This is a genomic window from Pseudomonas sp. SK3(2021) (genome assembly GCF_016772375.1).
GTDB classification, from domain to species: Bacteria; Pseudomonadota; Gammaproteobacteria; order Pseudomonadales; family Pseudomonadaceae; genus Aquipseudomonas; species Aquipseudomonas chlororaphis_I.
Genome location: NZ_CP061943.1, coordinates 892,025 through 909,108, shown reverse-complemented (window position 1 = coordinate 909,108; position 17,084 = coordinate 892,025). Strand labels below are relative to the sequence as shown.

At 64.0% G+C, this 17,084-nt stretch carries 18 protein-coding genes; 10 read left to right on the top strand and 8 right to left on the bottom strand.

What is annotated here, in order from left to right:
• The first annotated feature begins 149 nt into the window (after positions 1 to 149).
• Positions 150 to 1,415: an Hsp70 family protein gene (locus IF690_RS04050; RefSeq protein ID WP_009041945.1), complete on the top strand. Its 1,266-nt coding sequence runs from the start codon at positions 150 to 152 to the stop codon at positions 1,413 to 1,415.
• Between the two features lie 127 nt (positions 1,416 to 1,542).
• Here the strand turns inward: IF690_RS04050 and IF690_RS04045 are convergent, their stop codons facing one another.
• The 3 genes from IF690_RS04045 to IF690_RS04035 all read right to left on the bottom strand — a co-directional run bounded on the left by IF690_RS04045 (position 1,543) and on the right by IF690_RS04035 (position 3,876).
• On the bottom strand, positions 1,543 to 2,553 hold the full coding sequence (locus IF690_RS04045; protein WP_202698931.1) for an AI-2E family transporter: 1,011 nt from the start codon (positions 2,551 to 2,553) through the stop codon (positions 1,543 to 1,545).
• A 163-nt stretch (positions 2,554 to 2,716) separates the two neighbouring features.
• Positions 2,717 to 3,016: a PsiF family protein gene (locus tag IF690_RS04040; protein ID WP_202698930.1), complete on the bottom strand. Its 300-nt coding sequence runs from the start codon at positions 3,014 to 3,016 to the stop codon at positions 2,717 to 2,719.
• Positions 3,017 to 3,087: 71 nt separating this feature from the next.
• Positions 3,088 to 3,876 (bottom strand): AraC family transcriptional regulator, encoded by a 789-nt coding sequence (locus IF690_RS04035; RefSeq protein WP_202698929.1) that lies wholly within the window; start codon positions 3,874 to 3,876, stop codon positions 3,088 to 3,090.
• 96 nt (positions 3,877 to 3,972) lie between these two features.
• Between IF690_RS04035 and IF690_RS04030 the strand changes: the two genes are divergently transcribed.
• A complete protein-coding gene (locus IF690_RS04030) occupies positions 3,973 to 4,860 on the top strand; it encodes a DMT family transporter (RefSeq protein ID WP_202698928.1) in 888 nt (295 codons plus the stop codon).
• A gap of 103 nt (positions 4,861 to 4,963) precedes the next feature.
• On the opposite strand, the gene IF690_RS04025 is transcribed toward IF690_RS04030, so the two are convergent.
• The 3 genes from IF690_RS04025 to IF690_RS04015 all read right to left on the bottom strand — a co-directional run bounded on the left by IF690_RS04025 (position 4,964) and on the right by IF690_RS04015 (position 7,021).
• Positions 4,964 to 5,854 carry an esterase/lipase family protein gene (locus IF690_RS04025; protein ID WP_202698927.1) on the bottom strand — a complete coding sequence of 297 codons (891 nt, stop codon included), beginning with the start codon at positions 5,852 to 5,854 and terminating at the stop codon, positions 4,964 to 4,966.
• A gap of 213 nt (positions 5,855 to 6,067) precedes the next feature.
• On the bottom strand, positions 6,068 to 6,373 hold the full coding sequence (locus IF690_RS04020; RefSeq protein ID WP_202698926.1) for a DMT family transporter: 306 nt from the start codon (positions 6,371 to 6,373) through the stop codon (positions 6,068 to 6,070).
• Positions 6,374 to 6,382: 9 nt separating this feature from the next.
• Complete coding sequence (locus IF690_RS04015; RefSeq protein WP_009046728.1) at positions 6,383 to 7,021, bottom strand: FMN-dependent NADH-azoreductase; 639 nt, start codon at positions 7,019 to 7,021, stop codon at positions 6,383 to 6,385.
• A 144-nt stretch (positions 7,022 to 7,165) separates the two neighbouring features.
• On the opposite strand from IF690_RS04015, the gene IF690_RS04010 reads away from it, so the two are divergent.
• Positions 7,166 to 8,077, top strand: coding sequence for a LysR substrate-binding domain-containing protein (locus IF690_RS04010; protein ID WP_202698925.1), 912 nt, complete (start codon positions 7,166 to 7,168; stop codon positions 8,075 to 8,077).
• A 103-nt stretch (positions 8,078 to 8,180) separates the two neighbouring features.
• On the opposite strand, the gene IF690_RS04005 is transcribed toward IF690_RS04010, so the two are convergent.
• Entirely contained in the window at positions 8,181 to 10,256 is a 2,076-nt protein-coding gene (locus IF690_RS04005; RefSeq protein WP_202698924.1) for an AsmA family protein, read from the bottom strand.
• Positions 10,257 to 10,643: 387 nt separating this feature from the next.
• On the opposite strand from IF690_RS04005, the gene IF690_RS04000 reads away from it, so the two are divergent.
• The 7 genes from IF690_RS04000 to IF690_RS03970 all read left to right on the top strand — a co-directional run bounded on the left by IF690_RS04000 (position 10,644) and on the right by IF690_RS03970 (position 15,997).
• Complete coding sequence (locus IF690_RS04000; protein WP_087089941.1) at positions 10,644 to 11,108, top strand: hypothetical protein; 465 nt, start codon at positions 10,644 to 10,646, stop codon at positions 11,106 to 11,108.
• 237 nt (positions 11,109 to 11,345) lie between these two features.
• Positions 11,346 to 11,978 carry a TetR family transcriptional regulator gene (locus IF690_RS03995; RefSeq protein WP_124322986.1) on the top strand — a complete coding sequence of 211 codons (633 nt, stop codon included), beginning with the start codon at positions 11,346 to 11,348 and terminating at the stop codon, positions 11,976 to 11,978.
• Between the two features lie 260 nt (positions 11,979 to 12,238).
• On the top strand, positions 12,239 to 12,739 hold the full coding sequence (gene ureE / locus IF690_RS03990; protein ID WP_202698923.1) for an urease accessory protein UreE: 501 nt from the start codon (positions 12,239 to 12,241) through the stop codon (positions 12,737 to 12,739).
• Entirely contained in the window at positions 12,736 to 13,410 is a 675-nt protein-coding gene (locus IF690_RS03985) for an urease accessory protein UreF (protein WP_202698922.1), read from the top strand. Before ureE ends, IF690_RS03985 begins: the two co-directional genes overlap by 4 nt.
• Positions 13,411 to 13,448: 38 nt before the next feature.
• Complete coding sequence (gene ureG, locus IF690_RS03980) at positions 13,449 to 14,063, top strand: urease accessory protein UreG (RefSeq protein WP_202698921.1); 615 nt, start codon at positions 13,449 to 13,451, stop codon at positions 14,061 to 14,063.
• Positions 14,064 to 14,100: 37 nt separating this feature from the next.
• The gene (locus IF690_RS03975; RefSeq protein ID WP_202698920.1) at positions 14,101 to 14,673 is read left to right on the top strand and encodes a HupE/UreJ family protein; all 573 of its coding nucleotides are present in this window, start codon (positions 14,101 to 14,103) and stop codon (positions 14,671 to 14,673) included.
• Positions 14,674 to 14,863: 190 nt separating this feature from the next.
• Positions 14,864 to 15,997 (top strand): AGE family epimerase/isomerase, encoded by a 1,134-nt coding sequence (locus tag IF690_RS03970; protein WP_202698919.1) that lies wholly within the window; start codon positions 14,864 to 14,866, stop codon positions 15,995 to 15,997.
• 100 nt (positions 15,998 to 16,097) lie between these two features.
• Here IF690_RS03970 and IF690_RS03965 read toward each other — a convergent pair whose 3' ends face one another.
• Complete coding sequence (locus IF690_RS03965) at positions 16,098 to 17,003, bottom strand: cation diffusion facilitator family transporter (protein WP_023970246.1); 906 nt, start codon at positions 17,001 to 17,003, stop codon at positions 16,098 to 16,100.
• Positions 17,004 to 17,084: the final 81 nt, after the last annotated feature.

The window sequence follows — 17,084 nt, the reverse complement described above, 5'->3', positions numbered from 1 at the left end:
GTGGCTGCCCGGCCCATGCCTGCAAGTTTGGGGTAAAGAATAGTCTTTCAAGGCTTGCGGGTTTCGATTTAGCGGATAGTCGGCCTTCGATTCTGCGAACGACTGGCATACACTGCGCGGCCGTTTTTTCCAACCGGAACTCGAAAGACATGAAAAACGCATCTGCGGCCCGTGCCTGCGGTATCGACTTCGGCACGTCCAACTCCACGGTCGGCTGGCTGCGCCCCGGCATGGAAACGCTGATTGCGCTGGAAGACGACAAGATCACCCTGCCGTCGGTGGTGTTCTTCAACATCGAAGAACGCCGTCCGGTGTATGGCCGCCTGGCGCTGCACGAGTACCTGGAAGGCTACGAAGGCCGGCTGATGCGCTCGCTGAAGAGCCTGCTGGGCTCCAAGCTGATCAAGCACGACACCAGCGTGCTGGGCACGGCGATGCCGTTCAAGGACCTGCTGGGCCTGTTCATCGGCCAACTCAAGAGCCGCGCCGAAGCCGCCGCCGGCCGGGAGTTCGAGGAAGTGGTGCTGGGCCGCCCGGTGTTTTTCGTCGATGACGACGCCGCCGCCGACCAGGAGGCCCAGGACACCCTGGTGGAAGTGGCGCGCAAGCTGGGCTTCAAGGAAGTCTCCTTCCAGTACGAGCCAATCGCCGCAGCCTTCGACTACGAGTCGACCATCGAACGCGAAGAGCTGGTGCTGATCGTCGACATCGGCGGTGGTACTTCCGACTTCTCCCTGGTGCGCCTGTCGCCCGAACGCCGTGGCCTGGACAACCGCCACGAGGACATCCTCGCCACCGGCGGCGTGCACATCGGCGGGACCGACTTCGACAAGCAATTGAGCCTACAGGGCCTGATGCCGCTGTTCGGCTACGGCAGCCGGATGAAGAGCGGCGCCTACATGCCCACCAGCACCCACATGAACCTGGCGACCTGGCACACCATCAACTCGGTGTACTCGCAGAAGTCCCAACTGGCCCTGGGCAGCATGCGCTACGACATCGAAGACACCGGCGGCATCGACCGCCTGTTCAAGCTGATCGAACAGCGCGCCGGGCACTGGCTGGCGATGGAGGTGGAAGAAACCAAGATCCAGCTGACCCACGCCGATAACCGCGTGGTGCCCCTGGACCGTATCGAGGCGGGCCTGAGCGTGGACCTGAGCCGGGCACTGTTCGAGTCGTCCATCGACAGCCTGCTGGAACGCATCCGCGGCAGCGTCACACAGCTGCTGGGCGATGCCAATGTCGGCGTCGGCCAGGTCGATACGGTGTTCTTCACCGGCGGTTCCAGCGGCATCCCGGCCCTGCGCCAGAGCGTCGCGGACATGCTGCCCAACGCACGCCACGTCGAAGGCAACATCTTCGGCAGCATCGGCAGCGGCCTGGCGATCGAAGCGAAGAAACGCTACGGCTAAACGCCCTCCCCTGTAGCCGCTGCCGCAGGCTGCGATCGGCCGAAACGGCCGTAGCGATGTCAAAATCGCTGAAGGTCCTGCGGACCTTATCGCAGCCTTCGGCAGCGGCTACAGGGATAGCGTCAGCTCAAACCAACCCCGCCAGCTTCAACTCGCTCTTCAGGTAGGCGTAGTAAATCGGCCCGGCCACCACCCCCGGCAGGCCGAACGCCGCCTCGAACACCAGCATCGCCAACAGCAGTTCCCAGGACTTGGCGCTGATCTGCCCGCCGACGATCCGCGCGTTGAGGAAGTATTCCAGCTTGTGGATAAAGATCAGGTAGCCCAGCGCCGCCGCGGCCACCCAGATCGACAGCGACAGGCCGACGATGGTGATCAGGGTGTTGGAGATCAGGTTGCCGATCACCGGCAGCAGCCCCAGCAGGAAGGTCAGCACGATCAGGGTCTTGGTCAGCGGCAGCTTGACGCCGAACATCGGCAGGACCAACGCCAGGAAGATCCCGGTGAAGAAGGTGTTGAGCAGGGAAATCTTGATCTGCGCGAACACGATGTTGCGAAAGGCCTGGACCAGCAGGTGCAGGCGGTCGAACAGCGCGGCCGCCAGCGGTTTGCGCTTGGTCAGGTCGGGCATGCGCTGCAAGGCGATGATCGCCCCCAGCACCATGCCGATCAGCAAGGTCACGAACATGTGCGCCGCGTCCTTGCCCACCAGCTGCAACTCGCTCAGGTGCTTGCTGGCCCAAGCGCCGATGGCCACCTGGAACTCCGCCGCGCTGGCCGGCAGATAGGAATCAAGGAACGGCGGCAGCTGGCCGCGCGCCTTGTCCACCACCGCCATGAATTTGTCCAGGGAAGCCCCCGGGTTCTCCGCTTCGTGCAGCAGGAAGCTGATGGCGCCGGCGAACAGCAGCGTCAACACGCTGACCACCAAGGTGCCGAGCAGGGCCACCGCCAACCAGCGCGCCCGCCGACCTTCGATCAGCCGTTGCAGTTGCGGGGTGAGCATGTTGACCAGCTCGAACACCAACAGGCCCGCCAGCAGGCTGGGTAATAGCCGCAACGGTATTACCAGCAACAGGCCGCCAAAGATGATCACCCAACTGAACAACAACAGATGACGCTGAGAAAACGTTGGCATACAGCCTCAAACAAACAGCGTGAAAGGATTGGCAGTCTGCCAGCGTTGCACTGGCGATGCGAGGCCGACAGGCGCGGGTTTGCTGGCGATCAACGATACAGGGTGTGTCAGGCAAACCGCCGCGACCGGATCGTGAACAAGCTCGCGCCTGAATGGAAGAAGGTTATTGCTTCTTCAGGCAGGTGCTCATGAAGGTCTTGCGCTCATCGCCCTTGAGGGCTTTGGCAGTGGCGTCGGCGTTGCAGGTCTTCATCCGTTCCTGCGGAGTGGACGGGGTTGCCGCGGCAGCCGGGGTGGCTTTCAGGCAGGTGCTCATAAAGGCTTTGCGTTCATCGCCCTTGAGGGCTTTGGCGGTGGCGTCGGCGTTGCACGTGGTCATCTTGTTCTGCTGGGCGGTGGCGGCAAATCCTTGGGAACAGAGCAGCAGGCCAACCATCAACAAAGGGATACGCAGCGTCTTCATGGAGTTTTCTCCTTGTTACCGCACCGACGGGCGCGGCCTCCAGCGCAGTGTAGACAAACCCTGTTACAGGTTCACCTGTTCTGTAGGCTGGTGCGCCGGTACTGCTCGGGGGTGCAGCCGGCCTGGCGCTGGAACATCGCGATAAACGCCGAGGCGCTGCTGTAGCCCATGTCGAACGCCACCTCCTGGACACTGCGCGCACTGTCCAGCGCCTCGATGGACGCCAAAAAGCGCAGGCGCTGGCGCCACTCGCCGAAACTCATGCCCAGTTCGCGCACGAATTGCCGGGCCAGGGTGCGTTCGCTGACATGGATCTGCCGCGCCCAATCGGCCAGCGCGCGGTTATCCCCCGGGGCGGCCTGCAATGCCTCCAGCACGCCGAGCAAGGCCGGGCTGCTGGCATAAGGCAGGTAACCGTCATGCACCGGCGCCTGCTGCAACTGGTCGAGCATTACCTGGGCCAGGCGGCTGTCCGTTTCCTGCTCGGGGATCTGCACATCGCGCGCGGCGAAGTCCTTGAGGATCGCCTTGAGAATCTCGCTGATAGCCAGGGTGCAAGCCTGCTGCGGCAGCCCCCGGCACAGCTCCGGGGCCAGGCACACGGCGCGGTATACGATCGGTTGCGGGCTGTAGAAGCTATGCTCGGTGCCCGGCGGAATCCAGATGGCGTACTGCGGCGGCGACATGAAGCGCTGGCCGGCGATCTCCATGTGCATCACGCCGTGGGCCGAATACTCCAGGCAGCCCCAGGAATGGCGATGCTCCAGCGCATGGCTGTGGGCGTCGAAATCGGCGTAGCGGAAGTACACCGGGGCCGGCAGACCGCTGAAAGGCAGCAGGTCGATGTGTTTTTTGCTCATGTTGTCCGGATTCAGGGGCGGGTTGTCTGGATCGAAGTATAGGCCTGGATCCAGACAGAGGGATAATCACCCTTCATCAACGTCCTGGTTTTCCTCATGCCATACGCTTATCCATTACTGGCCGTCTTTATCTGGGCCGGCAATACCGTCATCAACAAGCTGGCGGTCGGGGCAATCTTCCCCGCGGAGATCGGTTTCTATCGCTGGCTGCTGGCCGGCCTGTTGTTCACACCGTTCATGCTCAAGGCGGTGCTCGCCCACTGGGCGGTGATCCGCCCGAACCTGGGCAAGATCTTCATCCTCGGCGTGCTGGGCATGGCGGTGTACCAGAGCCTGGCCTACTTCGCCGCGACGCTGACCTCGGCCACCAACATGGGCATCATCCTCTCGCTGATGCCGCTGATGTCGCTGGCCATGGCGATCGCCAGCCTCGGCCAGCGCCTGACGGCCGGCGCCCTGGCCGGTGCCGTGCTGTCGTTTGCCGGGGTGCTGGTGGTGGTGTCGTCCGGCAGCCTCGACGTGCTGCTGGAACACGGCGTGAACTTGGGCGACGCGATGATGCTGATCGCCACCCTGGCCTACGCGATCTACAGCACCCTGCTGAAAAAATGGCAGCTGCGCCTGCCGCCGCTGGTACTGCTGTACCTGCAGGTGCTGGTGGCCGTGGTGGTGCTGTTTCCGCTGTTTCTGGCCTCGCCGAGAACCGGCCTGACCCTGCACAACATTCCCCTGGTGCTCTATGCCTGCCTGCTGGCCTCGATGCTCGCGCCGCTGGCCTGGATGCAGGCGGTGGTGCGCCTGGGCCCCAGCCGCACCACGCTGTTCTTCAACCTGCTGCCGCTGATCACCGCGCTGATTGCCGCCGTGGTGCTGCATGAACAACTGGCGCTGTATCACCTGGTGGGTGGGGTGCTGACCCTGGGCGGGGTGATCCTGTCGGAACGCTGGACCACGGTGCTGGGGCGCAAGGTCAGCGTCGCCTGACAGATCGTCATCGCGAGCCAGCTCGCGCCTGCAAGGGACGGCTCGATCCTGCAGGAACGAGCTTGCTCGCAATAAATCTCAAGACCGCCACATCCCTCTCGGGCTATACCCCCGCCGCCTTCAACCGCTGCGCATGCTCGACGAACAGCCGGATCGGCTCGGCGCCCCGGCCCACCAGCCCCAACGACTGGTTGACGATATCGAAGTGGTCCAGGGGGTAATCGTCGCCAATCACCGTGCCCAGGTGCGAGCTGTAGCGGCCGACCATGCCATCGCACTGCCCGGCCTCGCGGACAAAGGTCCTGGCGAACAGCCGGCAGCTGCGGTTGGTGCCGTCGAACAGGTTGCGCCCGCGATTGGTCTTGCCTGGCTGCAAGGTGCCGGACCAGGAGTAATAGCGCACCCCGTTGACCTCTTCCGGCCCCTGCCCGCCCCAGGTCTCCGGTAGGCCCTGGGGATACTGGCGGTTGAACAGCGCCACGCCCTCGCTGGTCAGCGAGCGGTGCGCGGCATGGATATCCGCCGGCAGCTTCGGCCCGCGATAGCCGGTGTCCAGCCAGCTCATCAGCACGGCAAGCACCCGCAGGATAAAACTCAGCACCCGCCCGCGCAGGGTGTCGATGGAATGGTGGCGCTCGATGTAGTCGGCCAGCTCCGAGCCATGATTGGGCCCGGCCACCGAGGTCACCGAGGCCACCCAGTCCGGGCGCTTGGCCGCGGCATAGCGGGCGGTGAGCGCCCCCTGGCTGTGGCCGATCAGGTTGACCTTGTCGGCGCCGGTTTCGCGACGGATCTCCTCGATCCGCGCCAGCAACTGCTCGCCGCGCACCTCCGTGGAATGCAGCGGCGAAACCTGCACCGCAATCACCGTGGCCCCGCCGCGACGCAACGCCGACTCGATGCCGAACCAGTAGGAGTACAGCACCAGCCGGATAAACCCCAGCATGCCGGGGACCAGGACCAGCGGGTAACGCGTGGCAAGCTCTTGGGGCATGGAAACATCCTTGTGATCGGACTTGTATCAGGGACCGCGGCGCCCGAGGCTGGATGCGACAGCAGCCAAGAGCATCGACAGCCAAGATGACAGCTTCGCGACCACTGTATGACATTCCCCGGAGTCTATGACATCGCCCCGCCACTCCCCGGCGCCCGGTCTGGAGGAGCGAGCTTGCTCGCGAAAAAATCTCCCGGTCACCGAGGCCACCCACTATTTCAACCCCACCACCCCCGCCACGATCAGCCCCACCGACAGCAGCTTGACCAGCGTCAGGCTCTCCCCCAGCAAGGCAAAACCGAGGAACACCGTGCCCAGGGAGCCGATGGCGGTCCAGATCGGGTAGGCGATGCTCACCGGCAGTTCCCGCATCGCCAGGGTCAGGAAGTAGATGCCGCCCAGCGCGGCCAGCACCGTCAGCAGCGACGGCCAGAGCCGGGTGAAACCCTCGGCGTACTTCATGCCCATGGCGAAGGTGACTTCGAAGGCGGCGGCGATCAGCAAGAACAGCCAGGCCATGTCGCCTCCTCAGAAGGTCCGCGCCAGCGCCAGCAGGCGTTGCTCGGCTTCGGCGCAGGACACCTGGAACGTGCGCTCGGCCGACTCCTCGCCTTCGGCCGCGACCACCGTGACGTCCTCGATACCGATAAAGCCCAGCGCGGTGCGCAACCACGGATCGGCGTGGTTCATGGCTTCCAGTTCGCCACCCGGGCCGAAGCCGAAACCGCCGCGACTGGTGACGATCAGCGCTTTCTTACCCCGCACCAGCGGCTCGTATTGAGCGATGCCGTTGTCCTGCACGGTATTGAAGGTCAGGCCCAGGCGCACGATCTGGTCGACCCAGGCCTTGAGGCCGCTGGGCACGCTGAAGTTGTACATCGGCGCCGAGATCACCAGCAGCTCATGCTCCAGCAACTCCGTCACCAGTTCGTCGCTCAGGGCCAGGTCGGCCTGCATCGACAGGGGCCGCGCCTGCGGCTCGGGATAAAACGCCGCGGCGACGAATGCCTCGCTGACATGGGGCAGCGAAGCGCGGCCGACTTCCCGACGGGTCAGTTGGCCCTGGGGATGGGCCTCGAGCCAGGCCTGGAGAAAGCGCTCCGTCAGCCGCCGCGAATGGGAGCGTTCGCCACGGGGGCTGCCATGTACTGCTAGAATTCTGCTCATCTGTCATTCCTCATCCTGGATCATTCTGGAAGACTGTGAAAAAGCCTTCCTGGGCAAGGAATAAAGCTATTGATGCCGGCTCCCGGGAACAAATGAGCAATAGTTGATCAAGGTGAATTCATTTCATCCATAAGGTAGCCCTTTATGTTTGCCAACCTGCCGCTGACCGCTTTGCGCGCCTTCGAATCGGCGTCCCGACTCCTGAGTTTCAAGGCCGCCGCCGAGGAACTGGCGGTCACACCCACGGCGATTTCCCACCAGATCCGCTCCCTGGAAAGCTGGCTGGGCGTGCCGCTGTTCGAGCGCCTGCCACGCCAGGTGCGCCTGACCGAATGCGGCGAGCGCCTGTTCCACAGCCTGCACGGCGCCTTGCTGGAAGTGGCGCAGAGCGTCGACAGCCTGCGCCCGCAACGCAGCGGTGCGAACCTGATGATCTCCACCACGCCGGCCTTCGCCGCGCTGTGGCTGGTACCGCGCCTGGGGCGTTTTTATACCCGGCACCCGAATATCAACCTGCGCCTGGACACCAACTGCGAGGTCATCGACCTGCAGCAGGACGCGAGCGTCGACCTGGTGATCCGCTACAGCCTGGACGACTACCCGAACCTCTATGGGTTGTGCCTGTTCGACGAGTGCTTCGCGGTCTACGGCTCGCCGGAACAGGTGGCCCAGGCCCGCCAGCAAACGCCGACGCTGATCAGCGTGCGCTGGCACAACTCCAAGCTCTATGCCCATGGCTGGCAGGCCTGGTGCGACAAGGCGCAGGAAAGCTGGATGGAGGATCGCCCGGTGTTTCGCGAATACGACGAGGAACACTACGCGCTGCAGGCGGCCATTGCCGGCCAGGGCCTGGTGCTGGCCAGCAATATCCTGGTGTCGGAGAGCGTAGGCAGCGGCCTGCTGGTGCCCTATCGCCCGGAAATCCATGTCGACGGCGCAGGCTACAGCGCCTTGTGCGTGCCCGGGCGTGAACGGCATCCGCCGGTACGGGTGTTTTTCCAGTGGCTGCGCGAAGAAGCCCAGGCGGCCGGACATCCGATGCTCGCCGCCGGTTGACGCCCATTGGAGACCCGGTAGGAGCGAGCTTGCTCGCGATACGGTTCACGCGGTCATTCAGGGACAGCGCGTTATCGTTTGTCGCGAGCCAGCTCGCTCGGCCTCAACGGGTCGGCTTGACCGCCACCGGCGCCTTGCCCGAGCGCATCTGCTCGAGCAGCGGCGCACACTGGTTCGGCTCGCCGCCGCTCGGTGCCACCAGCGCCAGCAACCCGGCCGCCGGCCCGGCGATCACCCCCAGCGCCACCATGCCGGCGCCGCGCAACATCAGCGGTACGGCCTTGACCCCGGCCTCCGGCTTGATGAACTTGCCTTGCACATAGAGCGGCGAGCGCAGGGAGAACAGGCGCAAGCCCTTGGATTCCGGAGTGATGGTCAGGTCCAGTTGCTCGCTGGCCATGTTCGCGGTGCCGTCGATGTAGACGATCGCGTTCTCGGTATCGAACACGAACAGGCGAGTGGTGGCCAGGCCGGTCTTGATGCCGAAGTCGGCGGCGGCGCAATTGATCTTCACTTCCTTGTCGCCAAACATCTTGCCGATCACATAGTTGCCGACGTTGAGCCCGGCGATCTCCATCAGGCTGCGGCTGATGGCGCCGTCGTTGATCAGCATCTTCAGATCGCCGTTGGCGCTGCCGAGCAGGGCCGCCACCGAATTGCCGCGCCCGGCGAGATCGGCATCGCCGTTGAGTTCGCCGAAACTGGTTTTCATCAGCTCGAAGCTCGGGAACAGCTGCTTGAGCTTGAAGTTGCGCGCGGTCAGTTTGGCCCGGCCTTCCAGCGGCGTAGCCTGGCCATTGAGGCGGATCTGCGCGTCCAGCTTGCCGCCGGCCACGCCGAAACGCAGCGGTTCCAGGCTCAGGCGACCGTCGTCGAGCACCAGGTGGGTGTACAGGTCGGTGAAGGGCAAATCAGCGCTTTGGACGATGCGCTTGCCGGTGAATTCGACATCGGCGTCCATGTCGCGCCAGCGCTCGGTGCGGAACTCTTCCACCGGCAGCACCTTGTCCGCCGGTTGCTTGCTGTCGCCGCCACGGGCCTTCTGCTCGGCATTGGAGTCGGCACCGATCAGCGGCGCCAGGTCGCTGAACAGCAACTGATTGGACACCAGCGCACCGGTCAGCTTGGGCCGCGGCTGGCTGGCGACGTAGGTCAGGTTGCCGTGAATGTCGCTGTCGCCGATCTTGCCGTTGAAGTCTTGGTACTGGAACTTCGCCCCGGCCGGATCGCGCAACTGCACACTCAGGTGGCCATCGGTGGCATAGGCCGGCGAATCCGGCAGGGTCACGCCGGTCAGCGGGTACAGGTTGCTCAGGCTGGTGCCGGCGAGCTTCATGCGCAGATCCAGCGCGCCGAGGTTGAGCGGGTCGGTCAGGGTGCCCGCCAGTTCGACGCGGGTATCGCCGATCGTTGCCTGAACCTGCAGCGGGAACGGCTTGCTCGCGTCCTGCAGCGCCAGCAGGCCGCCGATCTTGCCGGAGCCGACCAGGGCCTGGCCGTGATATTGCCCCTTGGCCTTGAAGGCAAAGGCGTAGGACTGGGGAGCTGCGCCCTTCTCCTCGGCTTTCTTCGCCGCCTTGTCGCCGACGATGTCGCTGAACGGAATCGGCTTGCCCAGCGGATCGATCAGCAGGTCGAGGCGGGTTTTCAGGCTTTGGTCATTGAGGACGACATGCCCTTTGTCGAAGCCGATGGCGCCGATGTCCACCACCCAGTTGGAGGGTTCGGCATCCGGGTCTTGCGGGTCGAACCGGAAGGTCCAGTTGGCGCGGCCGTCGGCCAGGCGCTCGAGGGCGGCGTTCGGCTCGGTGAGGTCGATGCGCGGAATGCGCACGCGCTGCGCCAGCAAGGCCAGGGGTGAAATACGCAATTCGACGCGCTTGAGGCTGACCATCTGCGGCGCCTTGGACCACTCGGGGTTACCCAGGGTCAGGTCCTCGGCCACCACGTGCGGCCACGGCACCCAGGCCCGCCAACCGCCTTCGTCGAGCTCGCGCTGCCAGATCACCGCCAGGTTGCCGTTGATGGCGAAGGGGCGATGCAGTTCTTCGGAGACTTTTGCATTGAGTGGCGGCTTGATCCGGTTCCAATCGAAGAACGCGATGATCAGTACCAGCACGGCCAGCAGCAGGAAAAGGCTACCGACTGTCCAGGCGAGAATTTTACGGGTGCGCGTCATGCACAGGGCTCCTGACTACTGACGGGCGCCGGGATAACGACGCCCCTGTGAACTGCCGGGGTTGAAATCCACCGGTCATGAAAACTACGACTGACAAACGGCCCGCAGGTTTAACCCAACGCCGCGAATCAGACACAAAAGCCAGGATTTTTCTGACCGAAGCGCCAGCTTGGCGTTACCGCCGCCGCACTTTTGCGAGGCGCAGATGGGTCGAAAATACCCACCCCGGTGCAAAACCCTTCTCTGGAAACACCCGTTCTAGAGCCTTCGGGCCGAACAATCAATTCTGTTGATTATTACCATTGTCTTTATGAACTTTTATATCGATTTAGCGCGCGTAACATTGGCTCCGTACCCACTTTATCGCCCTCCCAAGGAGCAACCATCATGAAACGCCAATTACTGCTTAGCCTGACCCTCTCGATCCTGGCAGCCAACGCTTTCGCCCTGCCAGCTGCTGAACAGGCTACCCCACAAGTCAAAGCAAGCACCTCGGTATTCACCCAGACCCTGGCATCCGACGGTAGCGACCGCACTCCACAAGGCCAGACCCTGGCGTCCGACGGCAGCGACCGCACCCCACAAGGCCAGACCCTGGCGTCCGACGGTAGCGACCGCACCCCACAAGGCCAGACCCTGGCGTCCGATGGCAGCGACCGCACCCCACAAGGCCAGACCCTGGCTTCCGACGGCGGCGACCGCACCCCACAAGGCCAGACCCTGGCTTCCGACGGCGGCGACCGCACTCCACAAGGCCAGACCCTGGCTGAAGACGGCTTCGATCGCACTCCCCTGGGCCAAGCTGTAGCTGAAGGCGGCCGTGATCGCCTGGAAGAGAAAGGTCTGGTTTAAGACGGCAACGACCGTTTGGCCTAACGCAACCCAGCTGTGAGTCAAGCCTATGATGCCTCTACAAAAAAGCCCGGTCCCTGGATCGGGCTTTGTTTTTTCCTGAGCCGCGCCGTTTTTTCTGCACGCACCGCTCCGCTCCGAACCTCGCCTTCAGCCCACCGCCCCCCACCAGGTTCGACGCCGGCAAAGTTGATTTGCTAGAGTGCGCCGCTCTCTTGATCAGAAACCAGTCAGCCGATGCTGCCCCGCGCCGAACAGAAACAACAGACTCGCAACGCTCTGATGGACGCCGCCCGCCACCTGATGGAATGCGGCCGCGGATTCGGCAGCCTGAGCCTGCGCGAAGTGGCAAAAACCGCCGGCATCGTGCCGACCGGTTTCTACCGGCATTTCGCCGATATGGACCAGCTCGGCCTGGAACTGGTCAGCGAAGTCGGCCAGACCTTCCGTGAAACCATCCGCCTGGTGCGCCATAACGAATTTGTCATGGGCGGCATCATCGATGCCTCGGTACGGATCTTCCTCGACGTGGTGGCGGCCAACCGCTCGCAGTTCCTGTTTCTCGCCCGCGAGCAGTACGGCGGTTCGCTGCCGGTGCGCCAGGCGATCGCCAGCCTGCGGGAAAACATCAGCGCCGACCTGGCAGCCGACCTGACCCTGATGCCCAAGCTGCAACACCTGAACATCGCCGACCTGACGGTGATGGCCGACCTGATCGTCAAGAGTGTGTTCGCCACCTTGCCGGACATCATCGACCCGCCCGCGCAAGCCCTGCCCGAACACCTCACGCCCCAGGCGAAAATCACCCAGCAGCTGCGTTTCATCTTTATCGGCCTCAAGCATTGGCAGGGGCTGGGCAGCACCGAATAAGCCCGCCGCTTCGCTCAACCTTCCTCCAGCGTCTCATCTACCCGCTATGGCTTGCGCCAGAGCGGCGCTTTGCCGCGCATCAAAAAACAGCACAACGCACCAACTCAGTGCTATAAATCAGCTCGAATCCTGAATTTGTAACAAAATAAAACATAAGCCTGCCCCATTTTCAGGCGCTTCCCACCTGTTTCCGATCAGACCGGGCGATTGGCAAGGCACTTGCTCTACACCCTGCATCGCTCATAGCTGGAAGCCTTCAAATGCTGGTGATTCATCGCAGAATCGCGCCGCAACCCGACTGGTCCGCCGAGTTGCACCTGACCTTCGAAGCCCGCAGCAAAAGCCGCTTGCGCTGTTTTAGTGCCGACGGCGAAGACGTCGGGCTGTTTCTGGAGCGTGGCCAGCCGCCGCTGCACGACGGCGAATGCCTGCAGGCCGAGGATGGCCGGATCGTGCGGGTCTGCGCGCGTCCGGAAACCCTGCTGCATGTCACCTGCCGCAATGCCTTCGAACTGACCCGCGCCGCCTATCACCTGGGCAATCGCCACGTCGCCCTGCAAGTCGGCGATGGCTGGCTGCGCCTGCTGGACGACTATGTGCTCAAGGCCATGCTCGAACAGCTCGGCGCCAGCACCGCAACCATCGAGGCGCCGTTCCAGCCGGAACACGGTGCCTACGGCGGCGGCCACCATCATTCCCGCCACGGCGACGAGGATTTCAACTACGCGCCGCGACTGCACCAGTTCGGCGTCCGCCCGTGAATCCGGCCTGGGCCTTGCTGCGCCTGGCCAGCCCACAGCTGCCGATTGGCGGCTACAGCTATTCCCAGGGCCTGGAAATGGCCGTGGAACAGGCCACGGTCAACGACCCGCACAGCGCCCGGCGCTGGATCGGCGACCAGTTGCTGCTCAACCTGGCGCGCTTCGAAGCGCCGCTATTGCTGGCCCATTGCCAGGCGGCCGCGGACGAGGACTGGGCGCAATTGCTGCAGCTGTGCCAGGCACATCGCGCCAGCCGCGAAACCCGCGAACTGCACCAGGAAAGCCGGCAAATGGGCTATTCCCTGCAACAGTTGCTGAACGGCCTGCCCGAGCTGGATGCGCCGGCCCGCGCCTTTCTCGAGCAGATCGCCGAACCGCACCTGGCCCTGGGTTGGGCCCTGGCCGCGCGGGCCTGGCGGATCAGTCCGCAGGACGCCCTGGCCGCCTGGCTGTGGAGTTGGCTGGAAAACCAGCTGGCGGTGCTGATGAAAACCCTGCCCCTGGGCCAGCAAGCCGCCCAGCGCCTGACCAGCGAACTGCTGCCGCTGTTGCAACAGGCCCAGCGCAATGCCTCGAACCTCGACCCCGGACATTACGGCAGCGCCGCTTTCGGCCTGTCCCTGGCGTGCATGGCCCATGAGCGCCAGTACAGCCGTCTGTTCCGTTCATGAATCCTTTTACTTTGGCGTTTTTTACTTTGGAGAAGCATATGAACGCACAACCTCTGCGTGTCGGCATCGGCGGCCCGGTGGGTTCCGGCAAGACCGCCCTGACCCTGGCCCTGTGCCTGGCCCTGCGCGAACGCTACAACCTGGCGGTGGTGACCAACGATATCTACACCCGCGAAGACGCCGACTTCCTGGTGCGCAACGAGGCCCTGGCGCCCGAGCGCATCATCGGCGTGGAAACCGGCGGCTGCCCGCACACGGCGATTCGTGAAGACGCCTCGATCAACCTCGAAGCGGTGGATCAGCTGAACCGGCGTTTTCCAGGCCTCGACCTGATTCTGGTGGAGTCCGGCGGCGACAACCTGTCGGCGACCTTCAGCCCCGAGCTGTCCGACCTGACCATCTACGTGATCGACGTGTCGGCAGGCGACAAGCTGCCGCGCAAGGGCGGCCCGGGCATTTGCAAGTCCGACCTGCTGGTGATCAACAAGATCGACCTGGCGCCCCTGGTCGGCGCTTCGCTGGAGATGATGGATGGCGATACCAAGCGCATGCGTGGCGGCAAGCCGTTCGTCTTCAGCAATCAGAAGACCGGCCAGGGCCTGGAGGAAATAATCGCCTTTATCGAACGCCAGGGCCTGCTGACCGCGGCCTGATCGCTCTATTCACCCAGATTAACAAGGAAGCCTGTCCATGACCCTCAAACGTATTCTCGGCACCCTCGCCCTGCTGCTGACTCCCGCCCTGGCCTTCGCTCACCCGGGCCACGGCGACAATGGCCTGATGGCCGGCATCAGCCACCCGATCGGCGGCCTCGACCACCTGCTGGCGATGGTTGCGGTCGGCCTGTGGGCCGCGCAGCAGCAAGGCGCGGCGCGCTGGGCACTGCCCTGCACCTTCGTCGGCACCATGCTGATTGGCGGCGTACTGGGGTTTGAAGGGCTGAACCTGCCGGCCCTGGAAAGCGGGATCGCCGCGTCGGTCCTGGCCCTCGGCCTGGCCGTGGCCCTGGCGGTGCGCCCACCGCTGAGCCTGGCGGTAGCCACCACCGCGCTGTTCGCCCTGTTCCACGGCGTGGCCCATGGCCTGGAACTGCCGGACATGTCCAGCCCCTGGAGCTATGCCGCGGGCTTCGTCGCTGCCACCGCGGCACTGCACGCGGCCGGTTATGCCGTGGTGCGGGTCCTGCCACAGGCCGCCGCGCCGCTGGTACGCCTGGCGGGCGCGGCGTCGGCACTGACCGGCGCCTGGTTACTGGCAGGCTGAGACTGTCTCTGTAGGAGCGGCCGGTCGACGCTCGATTGCCCACGATGCGTTCTTGGAGACAGATCGCGTCGTCAGGATCGCGAGCAAGCTTCGCTCCTACAAGCAAACGTCCACCGGCGCGTACCACGATCCCCGGGGCCTTCTCTGCTACCATGTCGCGCATTCCACCCTGCCGTGACGACGCCAGCCAATGCCCGATGTTTCCAGCCCCGTATCCCCGTCTGAATCGACCGCCCTGTTTACGGCCGTGCAGCAGCATTTCCACACTGTGATCGTGCCGCTCTGGCAGGGGCCGGGCTGGAATCCGGAACTGGCGTTGCCCTTCGAGGCGCTGGACGCCGAGCATGCCCCGCTACCGCCGCAACGTTATCGGGCCATGGCCTGCGCCCGGCAGCTGTACCTGTTTTCCAGCCTGATCGGCGATGGCCGTACGCCGCTTGCCCAAGAACGCGCCGCGGCGCTGTTTCGTTCCCTGCAACGGCACTTCCACGACGCCGAGCACGGCGGCTGGTTCTACAGCATCGATGCCCAGGGCACGCCGCTGGACAGGCGCAAGGACCTCTACACCCACGCTTTCATCATCTTTGCCTGCGCCCATTACTGGGCCAAGGTCCGCGAGCCGCTGGTGGAGTCGGTGCTCAATGCCGCGCTGAAAGTGGTGGCCGAGCGTTTTGCCAGCGGCGACGGCCTGTACGAGGCGGTCCTCGCCGAGGACTGGTCGTCCCTGGCTTCCGGCCCCTTGCAGAACCCGCTGATGCACCTGGCCGAAGCCTTCCTCGCCACCCTGGCCGTGCGTGACGACGCCGCCGTGCAAGGCACATTGCTGGCCCTGTGCGAGGCCATGCAGCAGCGCTTCATCGAGCCGCAGCATGGGCTGATGATGGAGAAACCGCTGGGGGCTGTGGATAACTGGTTCGAGCCGGGACACCAGTTCGAATGGTTCTTCCTGCTGCAATCCTCGCCCCTGCTGCGTGGCTGCCCGTTGCACGCCTCGCTGGAACGGGCCTTTGCCTATGCCGAGCAGGTCGGTGTGGATAACCACAGCGGCGCGGTGAGCGGCATGTTGAGCATTGAGGGCGCTGTGCTCGACCCGACCCAGCGCATTTGGGCCCAGGCCGAATACCTGCGTGCCCTGACCTTGCGCCAGGGCAGCGCCGGGCGCCTGCAGCGCCAGTTGCTGGCGCTGCAAAAACACTTCCTGCATGCCAAGGGCTGGAACGAATGCCTGGACGCCCATGGCGTACTCAGCCGCCGGGACATGCCGTCGACCACGCCTTATCACCTGGCGACCTGTTATCTCGGGCTGGCCGAATACTTCGGCTGACCTTCAACCGCTATCGCGAGCAAGCTCGCTCCTACAGGATCGCGCGGTCCGTTGTAGGAGCGAGCTTGCTCGCGATCGAGCGCCTGCGCTCAGTAAGGCCTCAGGCAATCCACTTGCGATCCCCGGTAAAGCTGATGGTCAGCCAGCGCGCAGCGTCGGCCGGGCCGAGGGCTGTGGATATCTCCTCGCGCAGTTCATCCAGGGTCGCCACGCCGTGCAGGGGATAACCCGCCGGCAGCACGATGTGGATCTCGATGAAACGCGCCCGGCCATGCTTCTGCACATAAGAGATGTAGTCGTCGAAACCGTGGGTGGCCTTGGCGGCGTCCATCACGCTGCGCACCTTGTCGTCCAGTTGGTCCGGAGCGATGCCCAGCACGTCGCGCAGGGCCGGGCCGAGGATCTTGAACGCCGGCGGCAGCATGCTCAGCGCCAGCACGATCAGGATCAACGGGTCGACATACACCGCCCACTCCCCGTGCCCGTATTGCTTGAGCAGCAGGGCCGTGACGAAACTGATCAACAGCCCCACCGACAGCATGGCGTCCACCAGCCAGCTGATGTTGTCGAACTGGATCAGCGATGACTTGAGCTTGCGGTTGCGGTGCCGGACGTAGAAGAAATAGCCGAACTCGACGACGGTGAACACCGCCGCATAGACGATCACCAACCCCAGCTCGATCTCGCGCCCGCCATTGATAATGCCGAACACCCCATTGAGAAACGCATAGATGGCGATCAACAGCAGGAAGCTGCCTTCGATCAGCAGCACCATGGGTTCCAGGTGCCAGAAGCCGAACTGGAAACGATGGTTGCTTTCCTTGGCGATCAGCTTGGCGGTGATCAGCATCAGGACTTTGATGAAGGTGGCGATCAGCGAAAAAAATCCATCGAACAGGATGGATTGGGCGCCAGAAACAAAACCTGTGACTATCCCGGCGATCGCCACGGCGAACATCAGGATGGTCGATTGTTTGAGCAGTGCCTGCTCACCTCGGTTACTCACATTTGCTCCTCGAAAACCTTTGAAATCGCGGCCTTGCCGCAAGGCCGCGGTGGGTTGCGGAGCGGGAGTCTACCTTGTGCG

What these genes read in the sequence shown, in the direction of transcription:
- IF690_RS04050 (WP_009041945.1), top strand. Translation starts at nt 150, where the DNA reads ATGAAAAACGCATCTGCGGCCCGTGCCTGCGGTATCGACTTCGGCACG.
- IF690_RS04045 (WP_202698931.1), bottom strand. Translation starts at nt 2,553, where the DNA reads ATGCCAACGTTTTCTCAGCGTCATCTGTTGTTGTTCAGTTGGGTGATC.
- IF690_RS04040 (WP_202698930.1), bottom strand. Translation starts at nt 3,016, where the DNA reads ATGAAGACGCTGCGTATCCCTTTGTTGATGGTTGGCCTGCTGCTCTGT.
- IF690_RS04035 (WP_202698929.1), bottom strand. Translation starts at nt 3,876, where the DNA reads ATGAGCAAAAAACACATCGACCTGCTGCCTTTCAGCGGTCTGCCGGCC.
- IF690_RS04030 (WP_202698928.1), top strand. Translation starts at nt 3,973, where the DNA reads ATGCCATACGCTTATCCATTACTGGCCGTCTTTATCTGGGCCGGCAAT.
- IF690_RS04025 (WP_202698927.1), bottom strand. Translation starts at nt 5,854, where the DNA reads ATGCCCCAAGAGCTTGCCACGCGTTACCCGCTGGTCCTGGTCCCCGGC.
- IF690_RS04020 (WP_202698926.1), bottom strand. Translation starts at nt 6,373, where the DNA reads ATGGCCTGGCTGTTCTTGCTGATCGCCGCCGCCTTCGAAGTCACCTTC.
- IF690_RS04015 (WP_009046728.1), bottom strand. Translation starts at nt 7,021, where the DNA reads ATGAGCAGAATTCTAGCAGTACATGGCAGCCCCCGTGGCGAACGCTCC.
- IF690_RS04010 (WP_202698925.1), top strand. Translation starts at nt 7,166, where the DNA reads ATGTTTGCCAACCTGCCGCTGACCGCTTTGCGCGCCTTCGAATCGGCG.
- IF690_RS04005 (WP_202698924.1), bottom strand. Translation starts at nt 10,256, where the DNA reads ATGACGCGCACCCGTAAAATTCTCGCCTGGACAGTCGGTAGCCTTTTC.
- IF690_RS04000 (WP_087089941.1), top strand. Translation starts at nt 10,644, where the DNA reads ATGAAACGCCAATTACTGCTTAGCCTGACCCTCTCGATCCTGGCAGCC.
- IF690_RS03995 (WP_124322986.1), top strand. Translation starts at nt 11,346, where the DNA reads ATGCTGCCCCGCGCCGAACAGAAACAACAGACTCGCAACGCTCTGATG.
- ureE (WP_202698923.1), top strand. Translation starts at nt 12,239, where the DNA reads ATGCTGGTGATTCATCGCAGAATCGCGCCGCAACCCGACTGGTCCGCC.
- ureG (WP_202698921.1), top strand. Translation starts at nt 13,449, where the DNA reads ATGAACGCACAACCTCTGCGTGTCGGCATCGGCGGCCCGGTGGGTTCC.
- IF690_RS03975 (WP_202698920.1), top strand. Translation starts at nt 14,101, where the DNA reads ATGACCCTCAAACGTATTCTCGGCACCCTCGCCCTGCTGCTGACTCCC.
- IF690_RS03970 (WP_202698919.1), top strand. Translation starts at nt 14,864, where the DNA reads ATGCCCGATGTTTCCAGCCCCGTATCCCCGTCTGAATCGACCGCCCTG.